Raw genomic sequence first — 21,916 nt, 5'->3', positions numbered from 1 at the left:
TCAAGGGCCAGAGACCACAAGGAGGTAAAGCAATGAACAAATACGAATTAGCAGTTGTTCTGAGCGCAAAACTCGAAGACGAGGAGAGAGCAGCAGCACTGGAGAAGGTACAGGGATACATCACCCGCTTTGGCGGTACTGTTACCGGCGTTGACGACTGGGGCAAGAAGAGACTTGCATACGAGATCCAGAAGTCCAAGGAGGCTTTCTACTACTTCATCAAGTTCGAGTCTGAGAATTCTGACTGCTCTAACGAAGTGGAAGCACACATCCGTATCATGGAGCAGGTTGTAAGATATCTTTGCGTGAAGCAGGACGAGCAGTAAATACAATTTAGAAAGAGTGATGGTATGAATAGAGTAATCCTTATGGGAAGATTGACCAGAGATCCGGAAGTTCGGTACTCACAGGGCGAGCGTTCCATGGCGATCGCAAGATACACTCTGGCAGTAGACCGCAGAGGTCGCAGAGGTCAGGATGGCGATCAGGGACAGACCGCAGACTTTATCAATATCGTAGCATTTGACAGAGCAGGTGAGTTCGCAGAGAAGTATTTCCGTCAGGGAATGAGAGTTCTCGTTTCCGGAAGAATTCAGACTGGCAGTTACACCAACAAAGAAGGTCAGCGCGTTTATACCACAGACATCATCGTAGATGATCAGGAATTTGCAGACAGCAAGGGTGCTGGCGCAGGCAACGGTGGTATGGGCGGTGGTTCTTACCAGCCGACCTCCCGTCCAGCTCCTTCAAGTGCGATCGGTGACGGATTCATGAACATTCCGGATGGTGTGGAAGACGAAGGGTTGCCGTTCAACTAAGCGCAGGTTGGCGTGAGAAATTGAGCGTGCGACGATATTTGAGAGAAGGAGGCACTACCAATGGCATTCAATAAGACTGATAAAGCTGATGGCGCTAAGGTTAGAAGAGGCGGCATTCGCAGAAGAAAGAAAGTTTGCGTATTCTGTGGCGACAAGAACGGCGTAATCGATTACAAGGATACAAATAAGCTGAAGAGATACGTTTCTGAGAGAGGTAAAATTCTTCCGAGAAGAATTACCGGAAACTGTGCAAAGCACCAGAGAGCTCTGACCGTTGCTATCAAGAGAGCACGTCACATCGCTCTGATGCCGTACACCATGGAGTAAGATATACTCTGTGTTGGAAACAGCAGAATGTTGAAAATAGAGAGATCTTGCATGAGATTCGTGCAGGGTCTCTTTTTTTGTATGATAGGAAATTGCGTCCTATCATACAAAAACGCTCCACTTGAAAATATGCAACAAAAATATACATTTGGCGCGTTTTAGGCGATGATTTTTTATGAAAAAAGAAAATAAAGACATAAAAATTGAAAAATCTTCTTGATAAATGTCGGTGTTTGTATTAGAATGGGCTTTACAGAGATGATAGCTGTCGAACAGAGGAAACGACATTTTTGAAGAGAGCAGCATCAAAACGATTTCTTATGCGTTCCTTGTTTCTTGCAAGGGACATATTCAATGGCAGTGAGAAGTCCGAAGGATTCTCAACAGCCGTCCGGTGAATAAAAGATCTTATATTCAGTGAGAAAACCCTGTTTTTAATATTAAAGTGAAATGCAATTCTGCGATCAGAACGATATGCTTTTGCCATAAAATCCGGCAGACATGGGGGCGCTGATTCTGCCTGTGCATCTTGCGTATGATGAAAAATCTGAGCGGGATACAGTTCTATATGAAATTCATGGAAGCTCATAGAAACATTCACAGAAATCACACAAAATACAGAAATCACATGAAAGAACGAAACGCAAAACAAAATATCCTTTTTGCCATTGGTACTGCCTTTTGCGCGCAGACAAAATCTATATTCCGTATGGAATTTGTATGAAAGTAACGTGTTAAAAATGGTTTGTGAAAGCCAGTGTGAATTTGGAATGTGGAACGGCAGAAAGCCAGAGTGCCAAAATCTGAATCATTCCCGAAAGAGGAAAGCATGGAAAAAAGTGCCGTCAGAAAGATCGGCAGAGTAAGCAGATTGGGCAAAATAAGCAAGAGGAAATGTCGCGGAAGATCGGAAGACAGAAATCATCTCTGCCTGTTGGCGGAATTTGAAAAAGAAAATCCGGCTGACGGAAGAAACGGGTGCAGAGCCCGGGACAGTAGAACAGACAGGAGAATTTGTGTCACGGCTTATCCCTCCCTGGTCGTCTGGACTGCTGTCCGAACAGAAGGGGGAGTATGAAGAAAAAGTTGAGAATGAATGCACGAAGCAGAATGGCTTATGTGCAGGGACTCAAGCGTTATCAGGCGAAGGGAGTTTCTGTTTTAATTGACGGAAAGGAGGCGGATGACACGCTGTGGGAGCGATTGTTTGAGATTCGCAGTGACGGTGGATTTTATATGGGAGATTATATCCTTGAGGATCTTCCGGAAGATGGAGATGACGATTGTTGTGAGGCATTCCGTAAGGATTTTTGTCAGAATTTCAACCAGGATTTTAGTCAGAAGTTTGGGCAGGATTTCGGACAGAATGAGAGCAACAGGAGCCAGAGTCGTCTGGTCGAAAGTGTGAGAGAACAGGGGCGCGGTTATTGCCCGTGTGCGACTGGCAATGTAGATGATGATGGAATGGAGAATGGAGGAATGTTTCCGGAGTTATCGAATATTCAGGCGAGAAGTGCACAGGTGGGACTTGGGACTGCCACAGCGGGGAGAAAGATTTTGAGACAGATTCGTTTTGATCTTGTATACAATAAATGAGTGATAGGTAATGAAGTGATTTGAGACAAGTAATCTGAAATAAGCAATTTGAAATAAGCAATCAAAACAAACGACTGACTGGTCTGCAGTGGAAGAAGCTGATTTCTTCTTGTCCATCGCAGGAAGGGGAGGGGCTTTGAGAGAATTCCAATTCAGCCTGGAAAAAAGCATGGGGAGGGAATAGTCAGGAAAATGTAAGAGAGGGGACTCCTGTTTTATGCTATAATAAAGACAAAATTTTGATCATAAAAGAGGAGAATCCGGAAATGAAGCGGAGAAGACGGAAGAAACATTTTATTTCATTTGCGAGATTGGCTACGGTAGTCTTGATCTTTGCGGCTGTGGCAGGAGGATTTACCGTTTGGAAATATTTAGCGCCGTCGAAAGAGCAGGCGGATATTCAAGAAGTGTTTGCGGTTAGCAGTCAGGATGAGGTGGCAATCATCTGGAATGGACAGCGGACGGATGGAATCAAGGGAAAATTGATTGAGGGAACGGTTTATCTTCCGCTGGATTGGGTGAGCAACAGCATCAATGAACGATTTTACTGGGATGAGGCGGATAAACAGATGATTTACACATTTCCAGAATCCATTCGTTATATTAGTGAGACGGATTGCTCGGATGATGGAAGCTCTCTGTTTGTGGAGGATGATGATCAGGTTTGGGTGCTGGCAGATCTCGTTCGGGAGTACACCGATATCCGGACGGAGACTTTTACAGATGGGGACGCAAACCGCTTCTTTCTCGATAGCAGTTGGGATACAGAGGAAACGGCAGTCCTGAAAAAGAAGACGACCATTCGTATTCGCGGAGGTGTGAAGAGTAAGGTTGTCACTCAGGAAGCAAAAGGGATGCAGGTGACGATTCTCGATGAGATGGAGAACTGGTCGAGAGTCAGAACCGAGGACGGCTATCTGGGTTATATCAAGAATAATACCTTGAAAGATCGCACGGAAGAACAGCCAGTCAGTCATTTTGAGGAGCCAGTCTACACGAATATTTCTTTGGATGAGCCGATCTGTCTTGTCTGGCATCAGGTGACGACCCGGGATGCGAATAAGACGATGGAAAAGCTGATGGCGAATACAAAGGGCGTTAATGTAATTGCTCCGACGTGGTTTCTTCTGACAGACAATCAGGGAAATTATGAGTGTCTGGCAGATCGTTCCTATGTGGAGAAGGCACATGCGATGGATGTGCAGGTATGGGCGGTTCTTGATAACTTCAATAAGGGAGACAATGTGGATTCTGGTGTCCTTTTTGCAGATACCTCAGCGAGAAAAAAGCTGATTGCGGGGCTGATTAAGGATGTGCAGGCGTATGGAATAGACGGAATCAATCTGGATATTGAGGGAATTAAATCTTCCGTGGGTCCGCACTATGTGGAATTCATCCGCGAGCTTTCTGTGGATTGTCGAAAAAATGGAATCATTCTCTCTGTGGATACTTATGTTCCATCCGCGTACACCGCATTTTACAACCGTGCTGAGCAGGGGCGCGTGGCAGACTATGTCGTGATTATGGGATATGATGAGCACTATGCAGGTGGAGATGCCGGCTCAGTTGCCTCTCTTGGATATGAGAAACAGGGAATTGAGGATGCCCTCAGAGAGGTGCCGAAGGAGAAGCTGATCAGTGCGATTCCATTCTACACACGGGTATGGCAGGAGGATGCAAATGGAGTGACGTCTCAGGCGATGGGAATCACGAAGGCAAAGCAGTGGGTTCAGGATAATCAGGTTGAATTGACCTGGGAGGATGCACTCGGACAGTATTACGGAGAGAAGACAGAAAATGGAACGACGTACCGCATCTGGATGGAAGAGGAGCGGTCGATCGGCTTGAAGATGGATCTGATCCGAACGAACAATCTGGCGGGTGTTGCATGCTGGAAACTTGGATTTGAGCCATCGGATATCTGGGATATTGTGAAGCTGCCGTAGGAGATAGGAATTGTAAGACAGAAATACTCGGAAGGAATATTACGGATAATTAAAATTCTGGCAGAGATATTTGTGGATTAAGATGAGATGAAACAGTTGTGGAAATGGAGGATGGAGATATGAGAAAACGAAAATTCTGGAAACTGACATCCGTGGTCTTGATTGCGGGAAGCGTTCTGTTGGGGAGCTCTGGATGTGCGAGAAATGCGAATGGGGATCTGGCATCTTCGTCGTCAACTTCAGAGTCCGCTTCTGAGGATTCTTCGCAGTCGTCCTCAGGTTCAGCGGAATCCTCTCCGTCGAAATTTTCCTCGGAATCCTCGTCCCTATCCTCGTCTGCCGAAGCCTCATCCGAAGAAGCAAATGACGAAAATCGAAATGATGGGAATCAAGGTAAAGAGAATCAGGCGGACAATCAAACCAAAGGTTCTGACGGAGATCAGAGCAAAAATTCAAGTTCTATGTCTTCGAGCTTTAATCGCTGGGATCGAAAAGACGAAAAAAAGAGATTTGAGAGAGATGGCGAGTGGGAGAGTCATCTGATTCAGGGATCGGACATCCACTACTTTGCAAAGGAGCTGACGGACAACGGACCGCGTTTTCAGGAGATGGTGGAGTATGGAGACGGAAAGATTGTCACTTATATCGATGCGATCACGGATGCCTTTCTCGACGAGGTGATGGAGTACTGCCCGGATGCATTGATCTTGAGCGGGGATCTGACACTTGAGGGTGAGAAGAAGAGCCATCAGGAGTTGGCGAAAAAGCTCGAAAAAGTGGAGGATGCCGGAATTCCGGTTCTCGTAATTCCGGGAAACCATGATATCAATAACCGAAAAGCCGGAAAGTATAAGGGAACACAGAGAATGCCCGCAGAGTACACGACACCGGAGGAGTTTCGCGAAATATACCGCAATTTTGGCTATGATGAGGCGCTCAGTGAGGACAAGACAAGTCTGAGTTATGTCTATGAGCTGGATGATGAGACGAGAATTCTGATGCTCGATACCTGCCAGTATCGCCCGGTTGCAAAAGTCGGAGGCGCGATTCTCTCAGATACTTATGATTGGATTGAGGAGCAACTGCGATCAGCGTGGGAGGATGGAGTGATGCTGATTCCGATTGCCCATCACAATCTTCTCGATGAGAGTGAGATCTATGTAGATGACTGCACGATTGAACATGGAGAACAGCTTGTGGATCTCCTTGAAGAGTGGGATGCACCGTTTTTCCTCAGCGGTCATCTCCATGTTCAGCATTATAAGCGTTCCTCTGATAATAAAGGACTTCCTGAGATGGTGACGAGTTCGCTGGCGACACCGGGATGCAAGTATGGAGTGCTCAGCTATTCCCCGGACGGAGAATTTTATTATCGAACCTGGGCGGTGGATGTCGAAAAGTGGGCGAAAGAACATGGAAGCAAGAAGGCAGATCTTCTGAACTTTGATGAGTTTCAGGGAGAATTTCTGAGAAAGGTATTTTATAATCAGTCCCAGAAAGCACTGGAAAATATTCCAGGTTTGACGGATGCGCAGAAGAAGCAGATGTCGGATTATTATGCGGATCTGAATGATGCCTACTATCAGGGAACGGCTTATCGGATTTGCAAACAGGCGTATCAAGATCCGGCATATGAGCTCTGGATGGACAACAATGCGCTTACAGAGCTGCCGGAATACATCGAGTATATTTTGAGAGACGCAAAAACGGATTATAATCTGTTGAGAAGCAAGTAACCGGAATGTATTTTTTAACTGCAATGTCTTTTCCTCCAGTCGGAAAGATATAATAGGAGAGAGAACAGTCCGAAAAGGTGTGGCGTGAAGAATCGAAGAGCGGAACATCTGATGGCAATCCTCTTTCTGATGGCAGTCTTTCTGATCTCGCAAAGGGCAGGAGAGCTTACTCTGGATAACCGGGAGGCAATGGCAGAGGCTTCTGGAAAAAAGCACCCGGTGGTCTGTGTGGATGTAGGTCATGGGGGCAATGATCCGGGAAAAATTGCGGTCGATGGAACACCGGAGAAGGAGATCAATTTAAGCATTGCGAAAAAATTAAGAGATTATCTCGAGGCATCGGATGTGGAGGTGATTTTGACTCGTGAGGATGACAGAGGACTTTATGAGGAGACCGATACGCAGAAGAAGACGGCCGATATGAGAAATCGCTGTGCGAAGATCAACGAAGAAAAGCCAGATCTCATGGTCAGCATTCACCAGAACAGTTATCATCAGGAAGCAATCTCTGGTGGTCAGGTCTTTTACTTTTCCAACTCGGAGGAGGGAAAGAAACTGGCGGAGATTTTGCAGAAACGCTTTGATTATGTCTTAAGGGATAAGAATACGAGACTTGCAAAGGCAAATGGGAGTTATTATCTGCTCAAAAATGTGAAGTGCGTCTCTGCGATTGTGGAGTGTGGTTTCCTCTCAAACTGGGAGGAAACGAAAAAGTTAAAGACAGAGGAATACCAGGATCGACTTGCGTGGACAATTCATGTCGGAATTCTGGAATATTTGAATCAGAGATGATTGGGGCGTTACCATTTGTGCCATACATCATGTACCGTTTGCAGGGCGTGTGAACAGTAACGGATAACATGCACTTTGGAAGGTACATAAGGCAAAACTCTTTTTGGAAGTCTCCAAATCTGTTATAATAAAGATACATTGTATACATGGCAGAAAGTGATGAGGGGAGAAGAAAAGGAAGGAGTTTGGGGTATGCACGATTTACAGACAAGATATCTGGAAAGATTGTCAGAACTGTATCCGACGATTGCAGCCGCATCGATGGAAGTCATCAATCTGGAGGCAATTTTGAACCTGCCAAAGGGAACCGAGCATTTTTTGACGGATGTGCACGGAGAGTATGAGGCGTTTGCCCATGTGCTCAAGAACGGTTCGGGTGCTGTGCGACGTAAGGTGAACGAGGTATTCGGAACAACGCTGAGCGATCAGGATAAGCGCACGTTAGCAACCCTGATTTATTATCCGCGCGAGAAGATGGCACGGATTCTCGCAAAGACAAAGAACAAGAAGGATTGGTATAAGATCACGCTTTACCGTCTGATTGCAGTCAGCAAGAGAGCTGCCAGCAAATACACGCGATCAAAGGTCCGCAAGGCACTTCCGCCGGAATTTGCGTATGTGATCGAGGAGCTGATTACTGAGAAGGACGATGTCAGAGACAAGGAATCTTACTACGATGCGATTGTGCAGACGATCATTCGTCTTGGAAGAGCGGAGGATTTTATCGCGGCTCTGTGTGAACTGATTCAGAGACTTGTCGTCGATCATCTTCATATTCTCGGCGATATCTATGACCGTGGTCCAGGCCCGCACATCATTATGGATGATCTGATGGCATATCATTCCGTGGATGTACAGTGGGGCAATCACGATGTACTCTGGATGGGAGCAGCGACCGGACAGAGAGCCTGCATTGCAAATGCACTCCGAATCTGTGCCCGTTATGGCAATCTGGATATTCTGGAGGAGGGCTATGGAATCAATCTTCTTCCGCTTGCGACATTTGCGATGCAGGCGTATGAGAATGATCCGTGTACCTGTTTTGCACTGAAAGGGGAGCCTCCGAAAAACAAGAATGAGAGAGAGATGAACTTAAAGATGCACAAGGCGATCTCAATCATTCAGTTCAAGGTCGAGGGACAGATGAGCAAGGAGCATCCGGAGTTCGGTCTGGAGGGGCGTGCGCTTCTTCACCGCATTGACTATGAGCGCGGTGTGATCACGCTCGACGGAAAAGAATATAAACTTCTGGATATGAATTTCCCAACTGTAGATCCGAAAGCCCCGTATCGCCTGAGTGATGCCGAGGAGCAGGTGATGGAGCGTCTCGAGAATGCCTTCCAGAAGTGTGAAAAACTTCAGGAACACATGCGTTTCCTGCTTGCAAAGGGAAGTCTGTACAAAGTATACAACGGAAATCTGCTCTTTCACGGCTGTGTGCCGTTAAATGAGAACGGCAGTTTCCGCGAGGTGGAGCTTTACGGACATCGTTGCAGTGGCAGATCTCTCTACGAGTTTTTTGATGAGTATATCCGAAAAGGCTTTGTCGCAGAGGATCTTGTGGAGCGCAAGCGCGGTCGTGATCTGATGTGGTATATCTGGCTTCACGAGAATTCCCCGCTGTTTGGAAAGACGAAGATGGCGACATTTGAGCGGTATTTCCTCGCGGAGAAGGAGACACACAGGGAGAAGAAGAATCCATACTACACGCTGATCGAGGACGAGGAGGTTGCAAACAGGATTCTTGAGGAATTTGGTTTGTCACCAGAGGACGGTCACATCATCAACGGTCATGTTCCGGTCAAGACGAAGAATGGAGAGAGCCCGGTCAAGTGTGGAGGAAAGGTTCTCGTTATTGACGGTGGTTTCTCGCGCGCTTACCAGAAGGAGACCGGAATCGCCGGATATACACTGATTTACAATTCTTACGGACTGATTCTTGCGGCGCATAAGCCGTTTGAGTCGACCGAGTCTGCGATCGAGAATGAGAGTGACATTCACTCCGACAGTGTGATTATTCAGAGATCGACGGAGAGGGAGCTCGTCGGAGATACGGACAGCGGACGGAAACTTAAAGCGGATATTGCAGATCTTGAGTATCTGCTTGAGGCATACCGAAGTGGACGTATCATCGAGAAGTTCCCGTCTCACAATTCAAATGGTCAGAGATAAAGCATTTTTGTTGTGGGTATTGCGCATGGATGGGAATGAGTTTTGTGATAAAAATCTTCGTTACCGTTCATGTGTGGCACAAACGGCAACAGATTTTGTAAAAAAGGATTGACGAGACAGGAAAAAGTGATTATACTGACAGCAAATAAATAAAAAATAAGTTCTTCGGGGCGGGGTGCGATTCCCCACCGGCGGTGACTCTTTGAGAGAAGAGAAGTCCGCGACCTGCGCAAGTGGCTGATCCGGTGAGATTCCGGAACCGACAGTAAAGTCTGGATGAAAGAAGAGATTATGCGAATAGATGTCAGAATATAGAGAGTTAGAAAGTGACAGATCTTCACTCAAAAAGCAAGCCCCAGATTTCAAGCAAATCTGGGGCTTTTTGATATGATAGGAAATTGCGTCCTATCATACAAAAACGCTCCGCGAGGATGCGCACTCGGCGCAGGGGAAGATGGTTGCCGAAGCAACCGCGCCTCGGCGCGAGAATGTGCCAGGGCACATTCTTTTTTATTCATAGAAGCATAAAAGATGGAAGATTGTGTTCATGAAAAATATTCTGCGAGCGTCGACTCAAACACTCATTTGTTTCGCATGATACTCCCTGCGGTGCATCAAAAATTTATTTCTGGGTGAAGTTTTTTCATAAAGAAAGTGAAAGTACTCAGAAGGCGAGGACGGATGTGCTGTGACTGAAAGGAACTTACATCATGGCAAGAGGAGGAGTCAACAATGAGAGAGAAACTGTTTACGACAAGAAATGTGGTATTGATGGGAATGCTCGGCGCGCTGGCGGGTGTGCTGATGATGTTTGAGGTGCCGCTCGTATTTCTGGCACCGAGTTTTTACGGACTTGATTTCAGTGAGGTTCCGGTACTTGTCGGGAGCTTTGCACTTGGACCGGTTGCAGGGATTGTGATTGAGGCAGTGAAGATTCTGGTGAAGCTCGTGATTAAGCCGACGAGCACCGGATTTGTCGGAGAGTTTGCGAACTTTACGATTGGATGTGCACTTGTGATCCCGGCAGGATTGATTTACCACTTCAATCGCACGAAGAAAGGCGCCGGAATTGGAATGACAGTTGGAACGATTCTGATGGCAATGGCAGGAGTTGTCCTCAATGCTGTCGTGATGCTTCCGTTCTATTCTCACTTCATGCCACTTGACACGATCATCTCGATGGGAGCACAGATCAATCCGGCAGTCAGCAATGTGTGGACGTTCGCTCTTCTGTGTGTGGGACCGTTCAATGTGGTAAAGGGCATTGTGGTTTCCCTGATCACCGCTCTTGTGTATAAGAGAGTCAGTGTTGTGATTCACAGCACAGCCAGTCAGGCGAGACGGGGCGTTCGGGCATAACTTCGCATAAAGGATGTAGAACAATAAGATAAAGAACATAATAAATAGCAGAATCTGGAAAAACCGGAAAGGAAGGCTTTATATTTCCTTTCCGGTTTTTTTGTGATATGATACGAGATATGATATTGGGAAATATTTATCTGAAAAAGAAAAGAGGAACACACCAATGGAAACAAAGATGGTGAAAATACAGGATACAGCAGAGATACGAGATGAGGAGCTGGCGGAGGCAGCGCAGATTCTTCGGGATGGAGGGCTTGTAGCATTTCCGACGGAGACAGTTTATGGACTCGGTGCGAATGCTCTGAATGAGGAGGCAGCGAAAAAAATCTATGCGGCGAAGGGGCGTCCGTCGGACAATCCGCTGATCGCGCATATTTCCTGCATGGAGGAGCTTGAACCCCTTGTGAAGGAAATTCCGGAAGCGGGAAGAAAACTTGCCGAGGCATATTGGCCGGGACCGTTGACGATGATTTTTCCGAAGAGCAGTATCGTGCCGTATGGAACGACGGGTGGTCTTGAGACCGTGGCGGTGCGGATGCCGAGCGATCCGGTTGCAAACCGTCTGATTCATCTTGCGAAGGTTCCGGTTGCAGCGCCGAGTGCGAATACTTCCGGTCGTCCAAGTCCGACGACAGCTCAGCATGTATGGCAGGATATGAATGGAAGAATTGAGATGATTCTTGATGGAGGTCCGGTCGGAATCGGTGTGGAGTCGACGATTGTCGATGTGTCCGGTGAGGTGCCGACGCTTCTTCGTCCGGGAGCTGTGACGATGGAGATGCTTGAAAAGACCGTCGGTCATGTCGAGATCGATCCGGCGATTCAGGGACCGCCAACTGCTGATTTTCATCCGAAGGCTCCGGGCATGAAGTACCGCCACTACGCTCCTCATGCACAGATGACACTTGTGGAGGGCGAGGCAGAGGCAGTCGCAAACAAGATCAATGAGCTTGTAAAAGAAGGACTTGAGCAGAATCTGCGGGTAGGTGTGATCTGCACCGATGAGAGCCGGTCGAGCTATCCGGACGGACTTGTCCGCAGTGTCGGAGAGCGTGCAAAGGAAGAGACGATCGCCCACAACCTGTTTGCTGTTCTCAGAGAGTTTGATGATCTCGATGTCGATGTGATTTATTCGGAGAGTTTCTCTAAAGATCATCTCGGTCAGGCGATCATGAACCGTCTGACAAAGGCGGCAGGATACCATATCCTGAAAGTCTGAGGAGACAAAAGACAGATAAGAGATAATTTGAGTTTGAGAAAGATAATCGTGCACCAAAAAAGATAAAAAATAGAAAAAGGAGAATTTTATGTCAGAGACGAAGAAGCGTCGGGATTACATTTCCTGGGATGAGTATTTTATGGGAATTGCAGACCTTTCCGGTCGTCGATCGAAAGATCCGAACACGCAGGTAGGAGCCTGCATCGTCAGCCAGGATAACAAAATCATGTCGATGGGATACAATGGATTTCCGAAGGGTTGTTCCGATGATGAGTTCCCGTGGGGAAAAGAGGCGGAGACGACAGATCCGTACAGTGCAAAATACCTCTATGTGACGCACAGTGAGCTCAATGCGATTTTGAATTATCGGGGCGGAAGCCTTGAGGGAAGCAAGCTCTATGTGACGCTGTTCCCGTGCAATGAGTGTGCGAAGGCGATCATTCAGGCAGGAATTCAGACGATTATCTATAAGGAAGACAAGTATCCGGATTCTCCGTCTGTCCGTGCGTCAAAGCGCATGTTAAATGCAGCGGGTGTTCGCTATTACCAGTATGAGTGCAGTGGAAGAAAGATTGAGATCGATGTCTGAAAAATCTGAAAAATCTGAGAAAAAATGGGAATGTGATCAGGGAAATTTGGCAGAACAGTTGAGTTTTGTGGCGGTTGATCTTGAGACGACGGGACTTGATCCAAAGAAAGATCGGATTATCGAGATCGGCGCAATTCGCGTGGAGAATGGAGAGGTCGCGGGAGAGTATCAGCAGTTAGTCAATCCCGGATGTCCGATTCCCGATTTTGTATCTGATCTGACCGGAATTACGGATGAGATGGTGGAAAAAGCGCCGATGATCGGGGAGGTTCTCGATGAATTTTTGAAATTCTGTGGAGAACTTCCGATTGTGGGGCATCAGGTGATGTTTGATTACCGTTTTCTGAAACGGGCGACAGTAAATCAGGGGGAATCTTTTGAGCGGAACGGAATTGATACGCTTGCGCTCTGCCGGGCATTTATGCCGGTGGAGGAGAGGAAAAACCTAGCTGTCGCCTGTGCGTTTTTTGGGATTGAGCGGGAGCGGGCACATCGGGCATGCTCGGATGCGTGGGACACGGTGAGATTGTATACAAAGATTGCGAGACGATTCGGGCAGAACAAGCCGGAGCTTTTTGTTCCAAAACCGCTTATTTACAAGGTAAAACGGGATCAGCCGGCATCGGAAAAGCAAAAAGAAGACTTGCGGTATTTTATAAAATATCATAAAATAAGTTTACCTGTGCGCTTTGAAGAATTGAGCCGTAGCGAAGCCTCAAGACTTCATGATCAGTTGATTTTGCAATACGGCAGGATTGTCAAAAAATGAGCGCGGGTGTATTTGGAACAAGAAAAAAATAAGATGAAAAAGAAAGAGAGGTTCATGTATCATGGCAAACTCACATAATAATAAGAATAAAACAAAGAGAATCGTATCGGGAGTGATTGTCATCATCCTGATTCTTGCGATGGTGGTTCCGATGGTAGCGGGAACGCTCATCAGCGTGTTCCAGTAAATAAGAGGAGCAGAGAATATATGAGAAAATTGAGATTGCTGAGTGGTATGGCTCTGATTGCGGTTGCAGGAATCAGTTCTGCAGTGCCGGCGTATGCAGAGGAGAAAACCATACCGGATGGAATCTATGTCGGTGAGTTCAGTCTGGGAGGACTCACAAAGGAGAAGGCGGAGGAGGAAGTCGCGACCTATGTGGACGGGCTTTCGGATAGAACGATCTCCCTCGATGTGGACGGAATGACGGTGGAGACGACGGCGCGTGATTTGGGATATGCCTGGAGCAATGAGAATGTCGTTGAGGAGGCCGCGAGTCATGCACTTGAGGGCAATCTGATCCGTCGATATATGGGAACGAAGGATCTGGAAAAGAATCCGGTTCACATTGAGATCGAGGCATCTGTGGATGAGGAGAAGGTGGATGCGTTCATTAAGAAAACGTGTGCCGGAATTGTGGGCGCGCCGGTGGATGCGTCGATTGTCCGTGAGAACGGAACCTTTAAGATTACTCCGGGAAGCTCCGGAAAGGTGGTTGATCTCGATGCGACGAGTCAGGCGATCGATGAGGCGCTGACAGGTGGAGCCTCTGGAACCGGCGGGGAAAATAAGACGACGGACACTGCTACTGCAGAGGCAGTGCCGGCGGAAGATGCCGACGGTATGGTAATTAAGGTCAGCGCTGTGGTGAATGAGGAAGAGCCGAGAATCAAGGAAGATGATTTGAAGAGCATCAAAGATGTGCTCGGCACCTGCACGACCGATTTTTCGAGCAGTGGAGAGGCGCGCTCAAAGAATCTTGCAAACGGGGCGAAGAAGATCAACGGAAAAATTTTGATGCCGGGAGATACGCTCTCCGGATATGAGTGCATGAGTCCGTTTACGACCGATAATGGATACTTCACAGCTGCAGCTTATGAGAATGGACAGGTTGTCGACAGCGTCGGAGGCGGTGTTTGCCAGATTGCGACGACACTTTATGATGCCTCTTTGATGGCTGAGCTGACGATCACACAGAGACAGAATCACTCTATGATTGTCAATTATGTAAAGCCGTCGATGGATGCGGCGATCGCGGGAACCTACAAGGATATTAAGATCACAAATCCATATGACACTCCGATTTATGTTGAGGGTGGAACGAGCGGACGAAAGCTCACATTCACGATTTACGGAAAGGAGACTCGTCCGGCAAACCGCAAGGTGGAGTACATCTCGGAGACACTCGGTACGACCGATCCGGGAGCACCGCAGGAGAAGGTAGACAATTCACTTGCACCGGGAACAAGAAAGCAGGTTCAGTCTGCACATACCGGTTTGAAGTCTCGTCTCTGGAAGGTTGTGACGGTTGATGGAGTCGAGACGGAGAGAACGATTCTCCACACGGATACTTACAACGCGTCAAAAGCGATCGTTCTGGTTGGACCGAAGACAGCGCCCCCGACTACTCAGCCGGCTACGCCGGAACAGCCGACATCGGCATCGGAGACATCTGGCGCTCATAATGGTGGTGGTACGAGTGCGGAGACGACGACTTCGGCGGAGACTGCACCTGAGACGAAATCTCCGGCAGTCGAGGGGGAGAATGGCGGACCGGGCGTGAGCGCACCGGCACCGACTGAAGCCCAGACAGAGTCTCATACCGAAGCACCAGCACCAGCGCCGGCACCGGAGTCTGAGACACCTGCTGCCTCTCCTGTTGTGGAAGCCGCGCAGTAAATGAAAGTTCACTTCGATCAGAGAGGAGCATTTTTGTATGATGCGGAAAATTGAGCGAGAGAATACCGGGCTTTTGAAACCGGGACAAGACCTGGTTGTGGCGGGATATGCGGGGCTGGCCGGAAGTGTACTTCTGGTGAAAGAGAAAGATCAGTATGAGCGCCTGAGAGGGTGGTTTTCGGAGGAATGGCTCGATCAGGCAGGCGAGATGGAGATCTCGCCTGAGCAAGATAAAATCGACTGGTCGGAGGTCGGAGCGACAGACTGGGAGAGCGCAGGCGAGGGCGGTATCCTGTCTGCGATCTGGTGTCTCTCCGGAGCCTATGGTACCGGAGTGGAATTTGCTCTGAGAAAAATCCCGGTTCGTCAGGACACGATTGAGATCTGCGAGCGTCTGGAGTTGAATCCTTATCGACTTTACAGTCAGGGATGTTGGTTGCTGTCGTCGAAAAACGGTGGTCGGACAGTCGAGAATCTCAGAGAAAAGGGAATTCCGGCTCAGGTGATCGGAAGTGTGACGAAGGGCATTGCGCGAGAGATGATTGTGGAGAATGGACATGGTTTTCTTGAGCGCCCACAGCCGGATGAACTCGAGAAGATTTTTCCCGGATATTTTAAGCAGGAAGCTCCAACTCCTTTAAGTCGGGGGAGTTCACCCGGGATGAGCAGTGATTGGAAAGCGAACGATCAGAAGGAATCGATGACTGATCAAGAGCATAAAAAGGATTCAGAAAAGAAAGATAAAGAAGGATTCAAAAAAGAATTCAGATAAAGAAAGATTCGGAACGGGAGGAAATGTCGTAATGAGAGAAAAGATACTGGCGGTAATTGAGAAGAACAGCAGAATTGATATTCATGATCTTGCCATTCTCTTGGGTGAGAGTGAGGTCGCGGTGGCGAACGAGATTGCGGAGATGGAGAAAGAGCATATCATCTGCGGATATCATACTCTGATTAACTGGGATAATACCAGCGAGGAAAAGGTCAACGCTCTGATTGAGGTCAAGGTAACTCCTCAGAGAGGAATGGGATTTGACAAGCTGGCAGAGAGAATTTACCAGTACAATGAGGTCAATTCCCTGTATCTGATGGCGGGAGCTTTTGATTTCATGGTCATCATCGAGGGAAAGACGATGCGCCAGGTTGCACAGTTTGTCTCTGACAAGCTGGCTCCGCTTGATTCTGTGCTCAGCACAGCAACCCACTTTGTTCTGAAAAAATACAAGGATCACGGAACGGTACTCTGTGACGAGATCCAGGATGAAAGGATGCTGATTACACCGTGAGAAATCCATTATCTGACAAGATTGAATCGATTCCGTGGTCTGGAATCCGTAAGTTCTTTGACATTGTAAGCGAGATGAAAGATGCGATCTCCCTCGGCGTGGGCGAGCCGGATTTTGATACGCCGTGGCACATCCGCGAGGAAGGCATCTATTCTCTGGAAAAGGGAAGAACGTTTTATACCTCCAATGCAGGTCTGAAGGAACTGCGTGAGGAGATTCACAATTATGTGCACAGAAAGTACAACGTTTCCTATGACGCGGACTCTGAGATTATTGTGACGGTCGGCGGCAGTGAGGCGATTGACCTTGCGATGCGTGCGATGCTCAATCCGGGGGACGAGGTTCTGATCCCACAGCCGAGCTATGTCTCCTATGATCCGTGTGCGGTTCTTGCAGATGGAGTTCCGGTGATTATCGAATTGGAAGAGAAAGATCAGTTCCGCCTGACTCCGGAGAAATTGCTTGAGAAGATCACGCCGAAGACGAAAATTCTGGTGCTTCCGTTCCCGAACAATCCGACCGGTGCGATCATGACCCGCGAGGATCTTGAGAAGATTGCAGAGATTGTGGAGGAGCATGATCTCTTTGTGCTCTCTGATGAGATCTACGGAGAGCTGACTTACGGAGAGGAGCCACATGTCACGATCGCCTCGATTCCTGGAATGAGAGACCGCACGATCCTGATCAATGGTTTCTCGAAGGCATTTGCAATGACCGGATGGAGACTTGGATATGCGTGCGGACCGGAGATTATCTTAAAGCAGATGCTCAAGATTCACCAGTATGCGATCATGTGTGCGCCTACGACAAGCCAGTATGCGGCAGTCGATGCACTCAAGAACAGCGATGAGGATGTGGCTCATATGAGAGAGTCCTACGACCAGCGCAGACGTTATCTGCTTCATGCGCTTCGCGAGATGGGAATGGAGTGTTTTGAGCCTCTCGGCGCATTTTACATCTTCCCGAGCATTAAGCGTTTCGGCATGACTTCGGAGGAGTTTGCACTCAGACTTCTTGAGGAGGAAAAAGTGGCAGTTGTTCCGGGAACGGCGTTTGGTGCGTGTGGAGAGGGATTTCTGCGAATCTCCTATGCGTACTCATTGAAGAGCCTGAAGGAAGCACTCAGCAGAATTGAGCGTTTTGTCAAGCATCTCGATGCGGAGAGTGAGAGTGCTCCAGGAGGGGCTGAGGGAAGTGTGGAAAATGTGGTGAACATGGAAAAAGCAGGTGAAGCAAAATGATGAACATTGTTTTGTTTGAGCCGGAAATGCCACTGAATACGGGAAATATCGGGCGTACCTGTGTGGCGACAAACACGAGACTTCATTTGATTGAACCGTTGGGATTTAAGCTCAATGAGAAGGCAATCCGCCGTGCGGGTCTCGATTACTGGGACAAGCTCGATGTGACGGTCTACTGCGATTATCAGGATTTCCTCGACAAGAATCCGGGCGCAAAGATCTATATGGCAACGACAAAGGCGAAGCATGTCTATACCGATGTCAGGTATGAGCCGGATTGTTACATCATGTTTGGAAAGGAGAGTGCAGGAATTCCTGAGGAAATCCTTGTGGAGAATGAGGAGACCTGTGTGCGGATTCCGATGTGGGGAGACATCCGCTCTCTGAATTTGGCGAATTCTGTGGCGATTGTGCTCTATGAGGCGCTGCGCCAGAATGGGTTTGAGGCGATGACGATGGAGGGAAATCTTCATCGGCTTCAGTGGAATGAGTGATTGAGGACTTTTTTATAGTGAATGAGATATAGAGATAAAATTCAAGTCGACGCTCGCGGAGACTTGGTGCGTAATTCTGGTCAGATTTGCTGACATCTTCCCATCAGAATTACTGCGCCTCCACTCTGAGTTATATTTTGAGTTCGCTCCTACGGGCGGGCAAGGTTATGCGAACGCGTTTGCATATACTTGCCCGCCCTTCGTCGCTTTAGGAATCTCTTTCAGGTTTTATTTACATCGTCCGTTTGCAAAGGCTGGGCAGGTATTAGGATTGGCTCTGTGAACTACCCCGACTTAAAATCATTGGGCATTGACTTTGAGCGATTGGAAATATGGCGGGTAATTGATTTGTGTAAGTAAATAAAATCAGATGAAAAAATATGAAAAAAAGGATTGACAATATGGTTAGCGTATGCTAATATAATACTCAGTTAGCGACAACTAACTACATGTGAATATTCTATACATTTCAACATTGCCCCATTCGACCCGTGGAGGCAACGACTCAACTCCTATGAAGAAAGCACCCTGTCCCGCAAGCAGGGTGCTTTTATTTCATAGGAAATTGCGTCCTATGAAATAATAAATGCTCCGCAAGGATGCGCACTCGGCGCAGGAGTAGATGGTTGCCGAAGCAACCGCGCCTCGGCGCGAGAATGTGCCAAGGCACATTCTTTTTTACATAGGAAATTGCGTCCTATCATAAAATAAAAGCGATGTTGTATGGAAAAATAGACTTGACTTTTTGAACGTGGGAGGTCAAAATAGAGAGCAATATACACGGTGTGAAAAAAGATCATAAAAAATTGCAATAAGAGAAAGAAATCGATTACCGTTTGTGTCATGCATGAACGGTAACAAATAGAGAGATGGATAAAGAAGAAAGGGAACGGCTGAGATGAGAATTTATCTGGTGAGACATGGTCAGACGGATTGGAATAAGGCGCACAAGATTCAGGGAAGACACAACATTTCTCTGAATGACTGTGGACGTGAGATGGCAGAGAAAGCATCGGAAAAATTGAGAGATGTTGTATTTGATGGCGCCTTCTGCTCTCCTCTGATTCGTGCTCAGGAGACTGCCCAGATTATTCTCGGAGACCAGAAGGGGATCTTGAAGTCTGAAGACCGTCTTGCGGAGATTGCTTTTGGTGTGGAAGAAGGACGGGAGAGAGAAAAAATTGAGGCAAACCTAGCTGATCCGGTTCATAACTTTTTCAGTGATCCGGCACACTATCTTCCGCCGGAGGGTGCAGAGACCTTTGAGGCTGTATATCGCCGTACGGGCGCTTTCATGGAAGACTTAAAGAAACGGGAACACGACTTTGATGCCGTTCTTCTTGTCGCTCATGCAGTTGTCAACCGAACGATCCTGAATCCGATTGCCGGGATTGCGCTTGGTGATTTCTGGAAAATTAAGCTCCCGAACTGTGCGATTTCCATTCTTGAATTGAAAGACGGAGAATACCGGATTCTCGATGATGGATCAGAGAAGGAAGAAACTGTTAGATGAGAAAATTGTACGAAAAAATGTACTTGATTTTCCAAAAACCTTATGCTAATATATAGACAGTTAGCAATAGCTAACCACATGTGAATATTCTATACATTTCAACATTGCCCCATCTGACCCGTGGAGGCAACGACTCAACTCCTATGAAAAGGCGCTCTGTCCCGCAAGCAGAGCGCCTTTTTGTGTTCAAACTTTTGCAAGTGTTGATTTGAAAAGTTGTGTTGGAATGTTTTGAAAATAGTTTTGTTTATTGATTGTGTGTGTGAACAGGAGTCTGTGAGATCGACTCAAAGAAATCTCTTCGGATGAAGAGACTGACGTTTTCGATAAAAGTCTCCGTATCGAACTGGTCAGCTTCCTCTAAATAGCATTTGATGATGCTGAAAAACAGATCGCCGAGCATGGAAGAAAAGATCGGAGAGGCAATCTTTGCATGATAGCCGTTTTCTTCTGCAGAGCGCAGTTTGTCACCGAGAATATCCTGAAGTCCTTTTCTCAGAATCCGGATCAGATCTCCGTTCTTATTTGCCTGATAAATTTTCTGATACTGAATCTTGTTTTCACTGATGTGATCAATCAGGATCGTCAGGAAGTTTTTCAGGGAATCGATGTTTTGAAGGCTGATGACTTCTTCTGTCAGACCAACTTCCTCGATTAGAGAGAGAAGGCAGTAGTGGAGAAGATCGTACTTGTCTTCAAAGTAGCGGTAAAAGGTTGATCGGGAAACCAGAGAGGTATTGCAAATCTCCGTCAAGGTGATTTGTTCGAGTGGAAGCATGCTCAGTTCTTTCAAAAATGCGCCACGAAGCAGGGCATAGGTGCGCCGTACTGTAATGTGCTCTTTTGATGGGTTATTTCGGCTCATAATAGATTGCTCCTCCAAAAAAATTCTAAAAAATAAGCGAAAAGAAACGGAATAACACTTTTGTGTCAAATAGGACAAAGCGCATAAAACTGTTTCATTTGAAACGCTCCACAAAAATATGATACTTGAGTATTTTACCATAAACATAGATAATAGTGCAAGAAATGATAGTTACTTCAATATGTTCAGAAACAGAGGAGTTACTGTGCACGGATAGGCATTTTCTGAACGGAAAATGCCGTATGATACCGTGGCGGTAGCAGATTTTTTCAGTTTACAGGGCGGAGCCTTTGCAGGAGTTGTTGGCAGCTGCGCGGAGTGTGGATGAGAGCGAGATTTGCAAAGGCAAGCGTAAAAAGATAGAAATGGAGGAATGAGGATGTCTCAGAAATGTTGTAAAGCATATCTTTGGACGATCGCTGCGGCGATGGTTTTTCTGATGGCTGGAATGCCGGGACAGGTTTGGCAGGTCCGGGCAGAGGAAGTGCAGGGTACAGAGGAGATACAGCAGACTCAGGAAATACAAAAGAATCAGGGAACGGAACAGAGTTCGACCGGATGGAGATTTGAGGAAGGCGAGTGGTTTTACTATCTGGAGGATGGGACAAAAAACCGAAAAGAGCTGACGTTTGACGATGCCGTTTACGAGTTTGAGAAGGATGGAACGCTTCAGAGCGCACACTGGATTCCGAATACCGGAGGAGGTGCTTATCCGGTTGTCTGCTATGATGAGGAGGAGCAGGCGCTCTTCGATCAGCTCAATGACGAGAAGAAAGATCTGTTCTTTGAGGAATATCCGGATCGCGAGGATGAGTACGATGGTGATGACCATGCGATGTACGACCGGTATGCCGGATTCAAGATGGATGTGAATCTGAACAAGATTGCTTCCCATCGACTTGAGATGGCAATGGAGAACGGGTACAGCGTGGACAGCACAATTCCGGGAGAAGGAAGCCTGAAAGATTATTTAGGGCAGCTTGGCTACCGCAAACATGCGACGAGTCTGGAACTCTACATACAGAGGCGGGATGATGCCGACGATGCGTTTGACAAGGTGATGGATCGGACTCAGAAGAAGTATGATACTTCTGGAAAGCATCTCTATTCGCTGGAATATTATCGAAGTCTCGGAATGGCGCATGCAGAGAAAGACGGCGCACACTATTTTATGATTGTGCTGATGAGATAGAAGACATTTTCGATGGGTTTTTGCTCGTGACTGTGAAGCTACTGAACAGTTGCGAGAATACCTGTGAACAGGAAAGAAAACAGAATCAGAAGGAGTAGAA

At 47.3% G+C, this 21,916-nt stretch carries 20 protein-coding genes, 1 pseudogene and 1 riboswitch; of the genes and pseudogenes, 20 read left to right on the top strand and 1 reads right to left on the bottom strand.

Going from position 1 to position 21,916, the window contains the following annotated elements; translation table 11 throughout:
- The first annotated feature begins 32 nt into the window (after positions 1-32).
- From rpsF to AC4EVX_RS09985, 19 genes and pseudogenes are all read left to right on the top strand, one after another.
- On the top strand, positions 33-326 hold the full coding sequence (rpsF, locus tag AC4EVX_RS10075) for a 30S ribosomal protein S6 (RefSeq protein ID WP_177976688.1): 294 nt from the start codon (positions 33-35) through the stop codon (positions 324-326).
- 24 nt (positions 327-350) lie between these two features.
- Positions 351-818 carry a single-stranded DNA-binding protein gene (locus AC4EVX_RS10070; protein WP_177976687.1) on the top strand — a complete coding sequence of 156 codons (468 nt, stop codon included), beginning with the start codon at positions 351-353 and terminating at the stop codon, positions 816-818.
- A gap of 60 nt (positions 819-878) precedes the next feature.
- Positions 879-1,145 carry a 30S ribosomal protein S18 gene (rpsR, locus tag AC4EVX_RS10065; protein ID WP_177976686.1) on the top strand — a complete coding sequence of 89 codons (267 nt, stop codon included), beginning with the start codon at positions 879-881 and terminating at the stop codon, positions 1,143-1,145.
- 1,074 nt (positions 1,146-2,219) lie between these two features.
- Positions 2,220-2,741: a hypothetical protein gene (locus AC4EVX_RS10060; RefSeq protein WP_490160131.1), complete on the top strand. Its 522-nt coding sequence runs from the start codon at positions 2,220-2,222 to the stop codon at positions 2,739-2,741.
- A gap of 266 nt (positions 2,742-3,007) precedes the next feature.
- Entirely contained in the window at positions 3,008-4,687 is a 1,680-nt protein-coding gene (locus AC4EVX_RS10055; protein ID WP_177976684.1) for a glycosyl hydrolase family 18 protein, read from the top strand.
- 119 nt (positions 4,688-4,806) lie between these two features.
- The gene (locus tag AC4EVX_RS10050) at positions 4,807-6,423 is read left to right on the top strand and encodes a metallophosphoesterase (protein WP_490160130.1); all 1,617 of its coding nucleotides are present in this window, start codon (positions 4,807-4,809) and stop codon (positions 6,421-6,423) included.
- Positions 6,424-6,507: 84 nt separating this feature from the next.
- The gene (locus tag AC4EVX_RS10045) at positions 6,508-7,215 is read left to right on the top strand and encodes an N-acetylmuramoyl-L-alanine amidase (RefSeq protein ID WP_177976682.1); all 708 of its coding nucleotides are present in this window, start codon (positions 6,508-6,510) and stop codon (positions 7,213-7,215) included.
- 192 nt (positions 7,216-7,407) lie between these two features.
- Positions 7,408-9,387, top strand: a complete 1,980-nt coding sequence (locus tag AC4EVX_RS10040; protein ID WP_490160129.1) for a fructose-1,6-bisphosphatase — start codon at positions 7,408-7,410, stop codon at positions 9,385-9,387.
- A gap of 157 nt (positions 9,388-9,544) precedes the next feature.
- Positions 9,545-9,679: riboswitch (FMN riboswitch) on the top strand.
- 440 nt (positions 9,680-10,119) lie between these two features.
- Positions 10,120-10,746: an ECF transporter S component gene (locus AC4EVX_RS10035; RefSeq protein WP_177977224.1), complete on the top strand. Its 627-nt coding sequence runs from the start codon at positions 10,120-10,122 to the stop codon at positions 10,744-10,746.
- Positions 10,747-10,912: 166 nt separating this feature from the next.
- Entirely contained in the window at positions 10,913-11,968 is a 1,056-nt protein-coding gene (locus tag AC4EVX_RS10030) for an L-threonylcarbamoyladenylate synthase (protein ID WP_177977225.1), read from the top strand.
- 88 nt (positions 11,969-12,056) lie between these two features.
- Positions 12,057-12,557: a deaminase gene (locus AC4EVX_RS10025; protein WP_177977226.1), complete on the top strand. Its 501-nt coding sequence runs from the start codon at positions 12,057-12,059 to the stop codon at positions 12,555-12,557.
- Between the two features lie 46 nt (positions 12,558-12,603).
- Positions 12,604-13,326, top strand: a complete 723-nt coding sequence (locus AC4EVX_RS10020; protein ID WP_490160128.1) for a 3'-5' exonuclease — start codon at positions 12,604-12,606, stop codon at positions 13,324-13,326.
- Positions 13,327-13,387: 61 nt separating this feature from the next.
- Complete coding sequence (locus tag AC4EVX_RS10015) at positions 13,388-13,513, top strand: hypothetical protein (protein ID WP_490160127.1); 126 nt, start codon at positions 13,388-13,390, stop codon at positions 13,511-13,513.
- A 20-nt stretch (positions 13,514-13,533) separates the two neighbouring features.
- Positions 13,534-15,225, top strand: coding sequence for a VanW family protein (locus tag AC4EVX_RS10010; RefSeq protein ID WP_177977228.1), 1,692 nt, complete (start codon positions 13,534-13,536; stop codon positions 15,223-15,225).
- A 37-nt stretch (positions 15,226-15,262) separates the two neighbouring features.
- The gene (locus tag AC4EVX_RS10005; protein WP_490160126.1) at positions 15,263-15,997 is read left to right on the top strand and encodes an AIR synthase-related protein; all 735 of its coding nucleotides are present in this window, start codon (positions 15,263-15,265) and stop codon (positions 15,995-15,997) included.
- A 31-nt stretch (positions 15,998-16,028) separates the two neighbouring features.
- A complete protein-coding gene (locus AC4EVX_RS10000; RefSeq protein ID WP_177977229.1) occupies positions 16,029-16,511 on the top strand; it encodes an Lrp/AsnC family transcriptional regulator in 483 nt (160 codons plus the stop codon).
- Positions 16,508-17,668 (top strand): annotated as a pseudogene (locus AC4EVX_RS09995) (aminotransferase class I/II-fold pyridoxal phosphate-dependent enzyme); the annotation flags it as partial. The gene AC4EVX_RS10000 and the pseudogene AC4EVX_RS09995, both read left to right, overlap by 4 nt.
- Before the next feature lie 80 nt (positions 17,669-17,748).
- Positions 17,749-18,246: a tRNA (cytidine(34)-2'-O)-methyltransferase gene (locus AC4EVX_RS09990; RefSeq protein WP_490160125.1), complete on the top strand. Its 498-nt coding sequence runs from the start codon at positions 17,749-17,751 to the stop codon at positions 18,244-18,246.
- Positions 18,247-19,144: 898 nt separating this feature from the next.
- On the top strand, positions 19,145-19,759 hold the full coding sequence (locus AC4EVX_RS09985) for a histidine phosphatase family protein (RefSeq protein ID WP_490160124.1): 615 nt from the start codon (positions 19,145-19,147) through the stop codon (positions 19,757-19,759).
- A 247-nt stretch (positions 19,760-20,006) separates the two neighbouring features.
- Here the strand turns inward: AC4EVX_RS09985 and AC4EVX_RS09980 are convergent, their stop codons facing one another.
- Positions 20,007-20,624, bottom strand: a complete 618-nt coding sequence (locus tag AC4EVX_RS09980) for a hypothetical protein (RefSeq protein ID WP_177977232.1) — start codon at positions 20,622-20,624, stop codon at positions 20,007-20,009.
- 379 nt (positions 20,625-21,003) lie between these two features.
- On the opposite strand from AC4EVX_RS09980, the gene AC4EVX_RS09975 reads away from it, so the two are divergent.
- The gene (locus tag AC4EVX_RS09975) at positions 21,004-21,816 is read left to right on the top strand and encodes a hypothetical protein (RefSeq protein WP_490160123.1); all 813 of its coding nucleotides are present in this window, start codon (positions 21,004-21,006) and stop codon (positions 21,814-21,816) included.
- The last annotated feature ends 100 nt before the right edge of the window (positions 21,817-21,916 follow it).

Source organism: Brotaphodocola sp., assembly GCF_983179755.1.
This window is presented reverse-complemented; position numbering and strand designations above follow the sequence as displayed.

Bases quoted from the DNA above. Each gene is read 5' to 3' on its own strand.
- AC4EVX_RS10055 (WP_177976684.1), top strand. From the start codon at position 3,008: ATGAAGCGGAGAAGACGGAAGAAACATTTTATTTCATTTGCGAGATTG.
- AC4EVX_RS10050 (WP_490160130.1), top strand. From the start codon at position 4,807: ATGAGAAAACGAAAATTCTGGAAACTGACATCCGTGGTCTTGATTGCG.
- AC4EVX_RS09990 (WP_490160125.1), top strand. From the start codon at position 17,749: ATGATGAACATTGTTTTGTTTGAGCCGGAAATGCCACTGAATACGGGA.
- AC4EVX_RS10025 (WP_177977226.1), top strand. From the start codon at position 12,057: ATGTCAGAGACGAAGAAGCGTCGGGATTACATTTCCTGGGATGAGTAT.
- AC4EVX_RS10060 (WP_490160131.1), top strand. From the start codon at position 2,220: ATGAAGAAAAAGTTGAGAATGAATGCACGAAGCAGAATGGCTTATGTG.
- AC4EVX_RS10010 (WP_177977228.1), top strand. From the start codon at position 13,534: ATGAGAAAATTGAGATTGCTGAGTGGTATGGCTCTGATTGCGGTTGCA.
- AC4EVX_RS09980 (WP_177977232.1), bottom strand. From the start codon at position 20,624: ATGAGCCGAAATAACCCATCAAAAGAGCACATTACAGTACGGCGCACC.
- AC4EVX_RS10040 (WP_490160129.1), top strand. From the start codon at position 7,408: ATGCACGATTTACAGACAAGATATCTGGAAAGATTGTCAGAACTGTAT.
- AC4EVX_RS10070 (WP_177976687.1), top strand. From the start codon at position 351: ATGAATAGAGTAATCCTTATGGGAAGATTGACCAGAGATCCGGAAGTT.
- rpsR (WP_177976686.1), top strand. From the start codon at position 879: ATGGCATTCAATAAGACTGATAAAGCTGATGGCGCTAAGGTTAGAAGA.
- AC4EVX_RS10035 (WP_177977224.1), top strand. From the start codon at position 10,120: ATGAGAGAGAAACTGTTTACGACAAGAAATGTGGTATTGATGGGAATG.
- AC4EVX_RS09975 (WP_490160123.1), top strand. From the start codon at position 21,004: ATGTCTCAGAAATGTTGTAAAGCATATCTTTGGACGATCGCTGCGGCG.
- rpsF (WP_177976688.1), top strand. From the start codon at position 33: ATGAACAAATACGAATTAGCAGTTGTTCTGAGCGCAAAACTCGAAGAC.
- AC4EVX_RS10015 (WP_490160127.1), top strand. From the start codon at position 13,388: ATGGCAAACTCACATAATAATAAGAATAAAACAAAGAGAATCGTATCG.
- AC4EVX_RS09985 (WP_490160124.1), top strand. From the start codon at position 19,145: ATGAGAATTTATCTGGTGAGACATGGTCAGACGGATTGGAATAAGGCG.
- AC4EVX_RS10005 (WP_490160126.1), top strand. From the start codon at position 15,263: ATGATGCGGAAAATTGAGCGAGAGAATACCGGGCTTTTGAAACCGGGA.
- AC4EVX_RS10030 (WP_177977225.1), top strand. From the start codon at position 10,913: ATGGAAACAAAGATGGTGAAAATACAGGATACAGCAGAGATACGAGAT.
- AC4EVX_RS10000 (WP_177977229.1), top strand. From the start codon at position 16,029: ATGAGAGAAAAGATACTGGCGGTAATTGAGAAGAACAGCAGAATTGAT.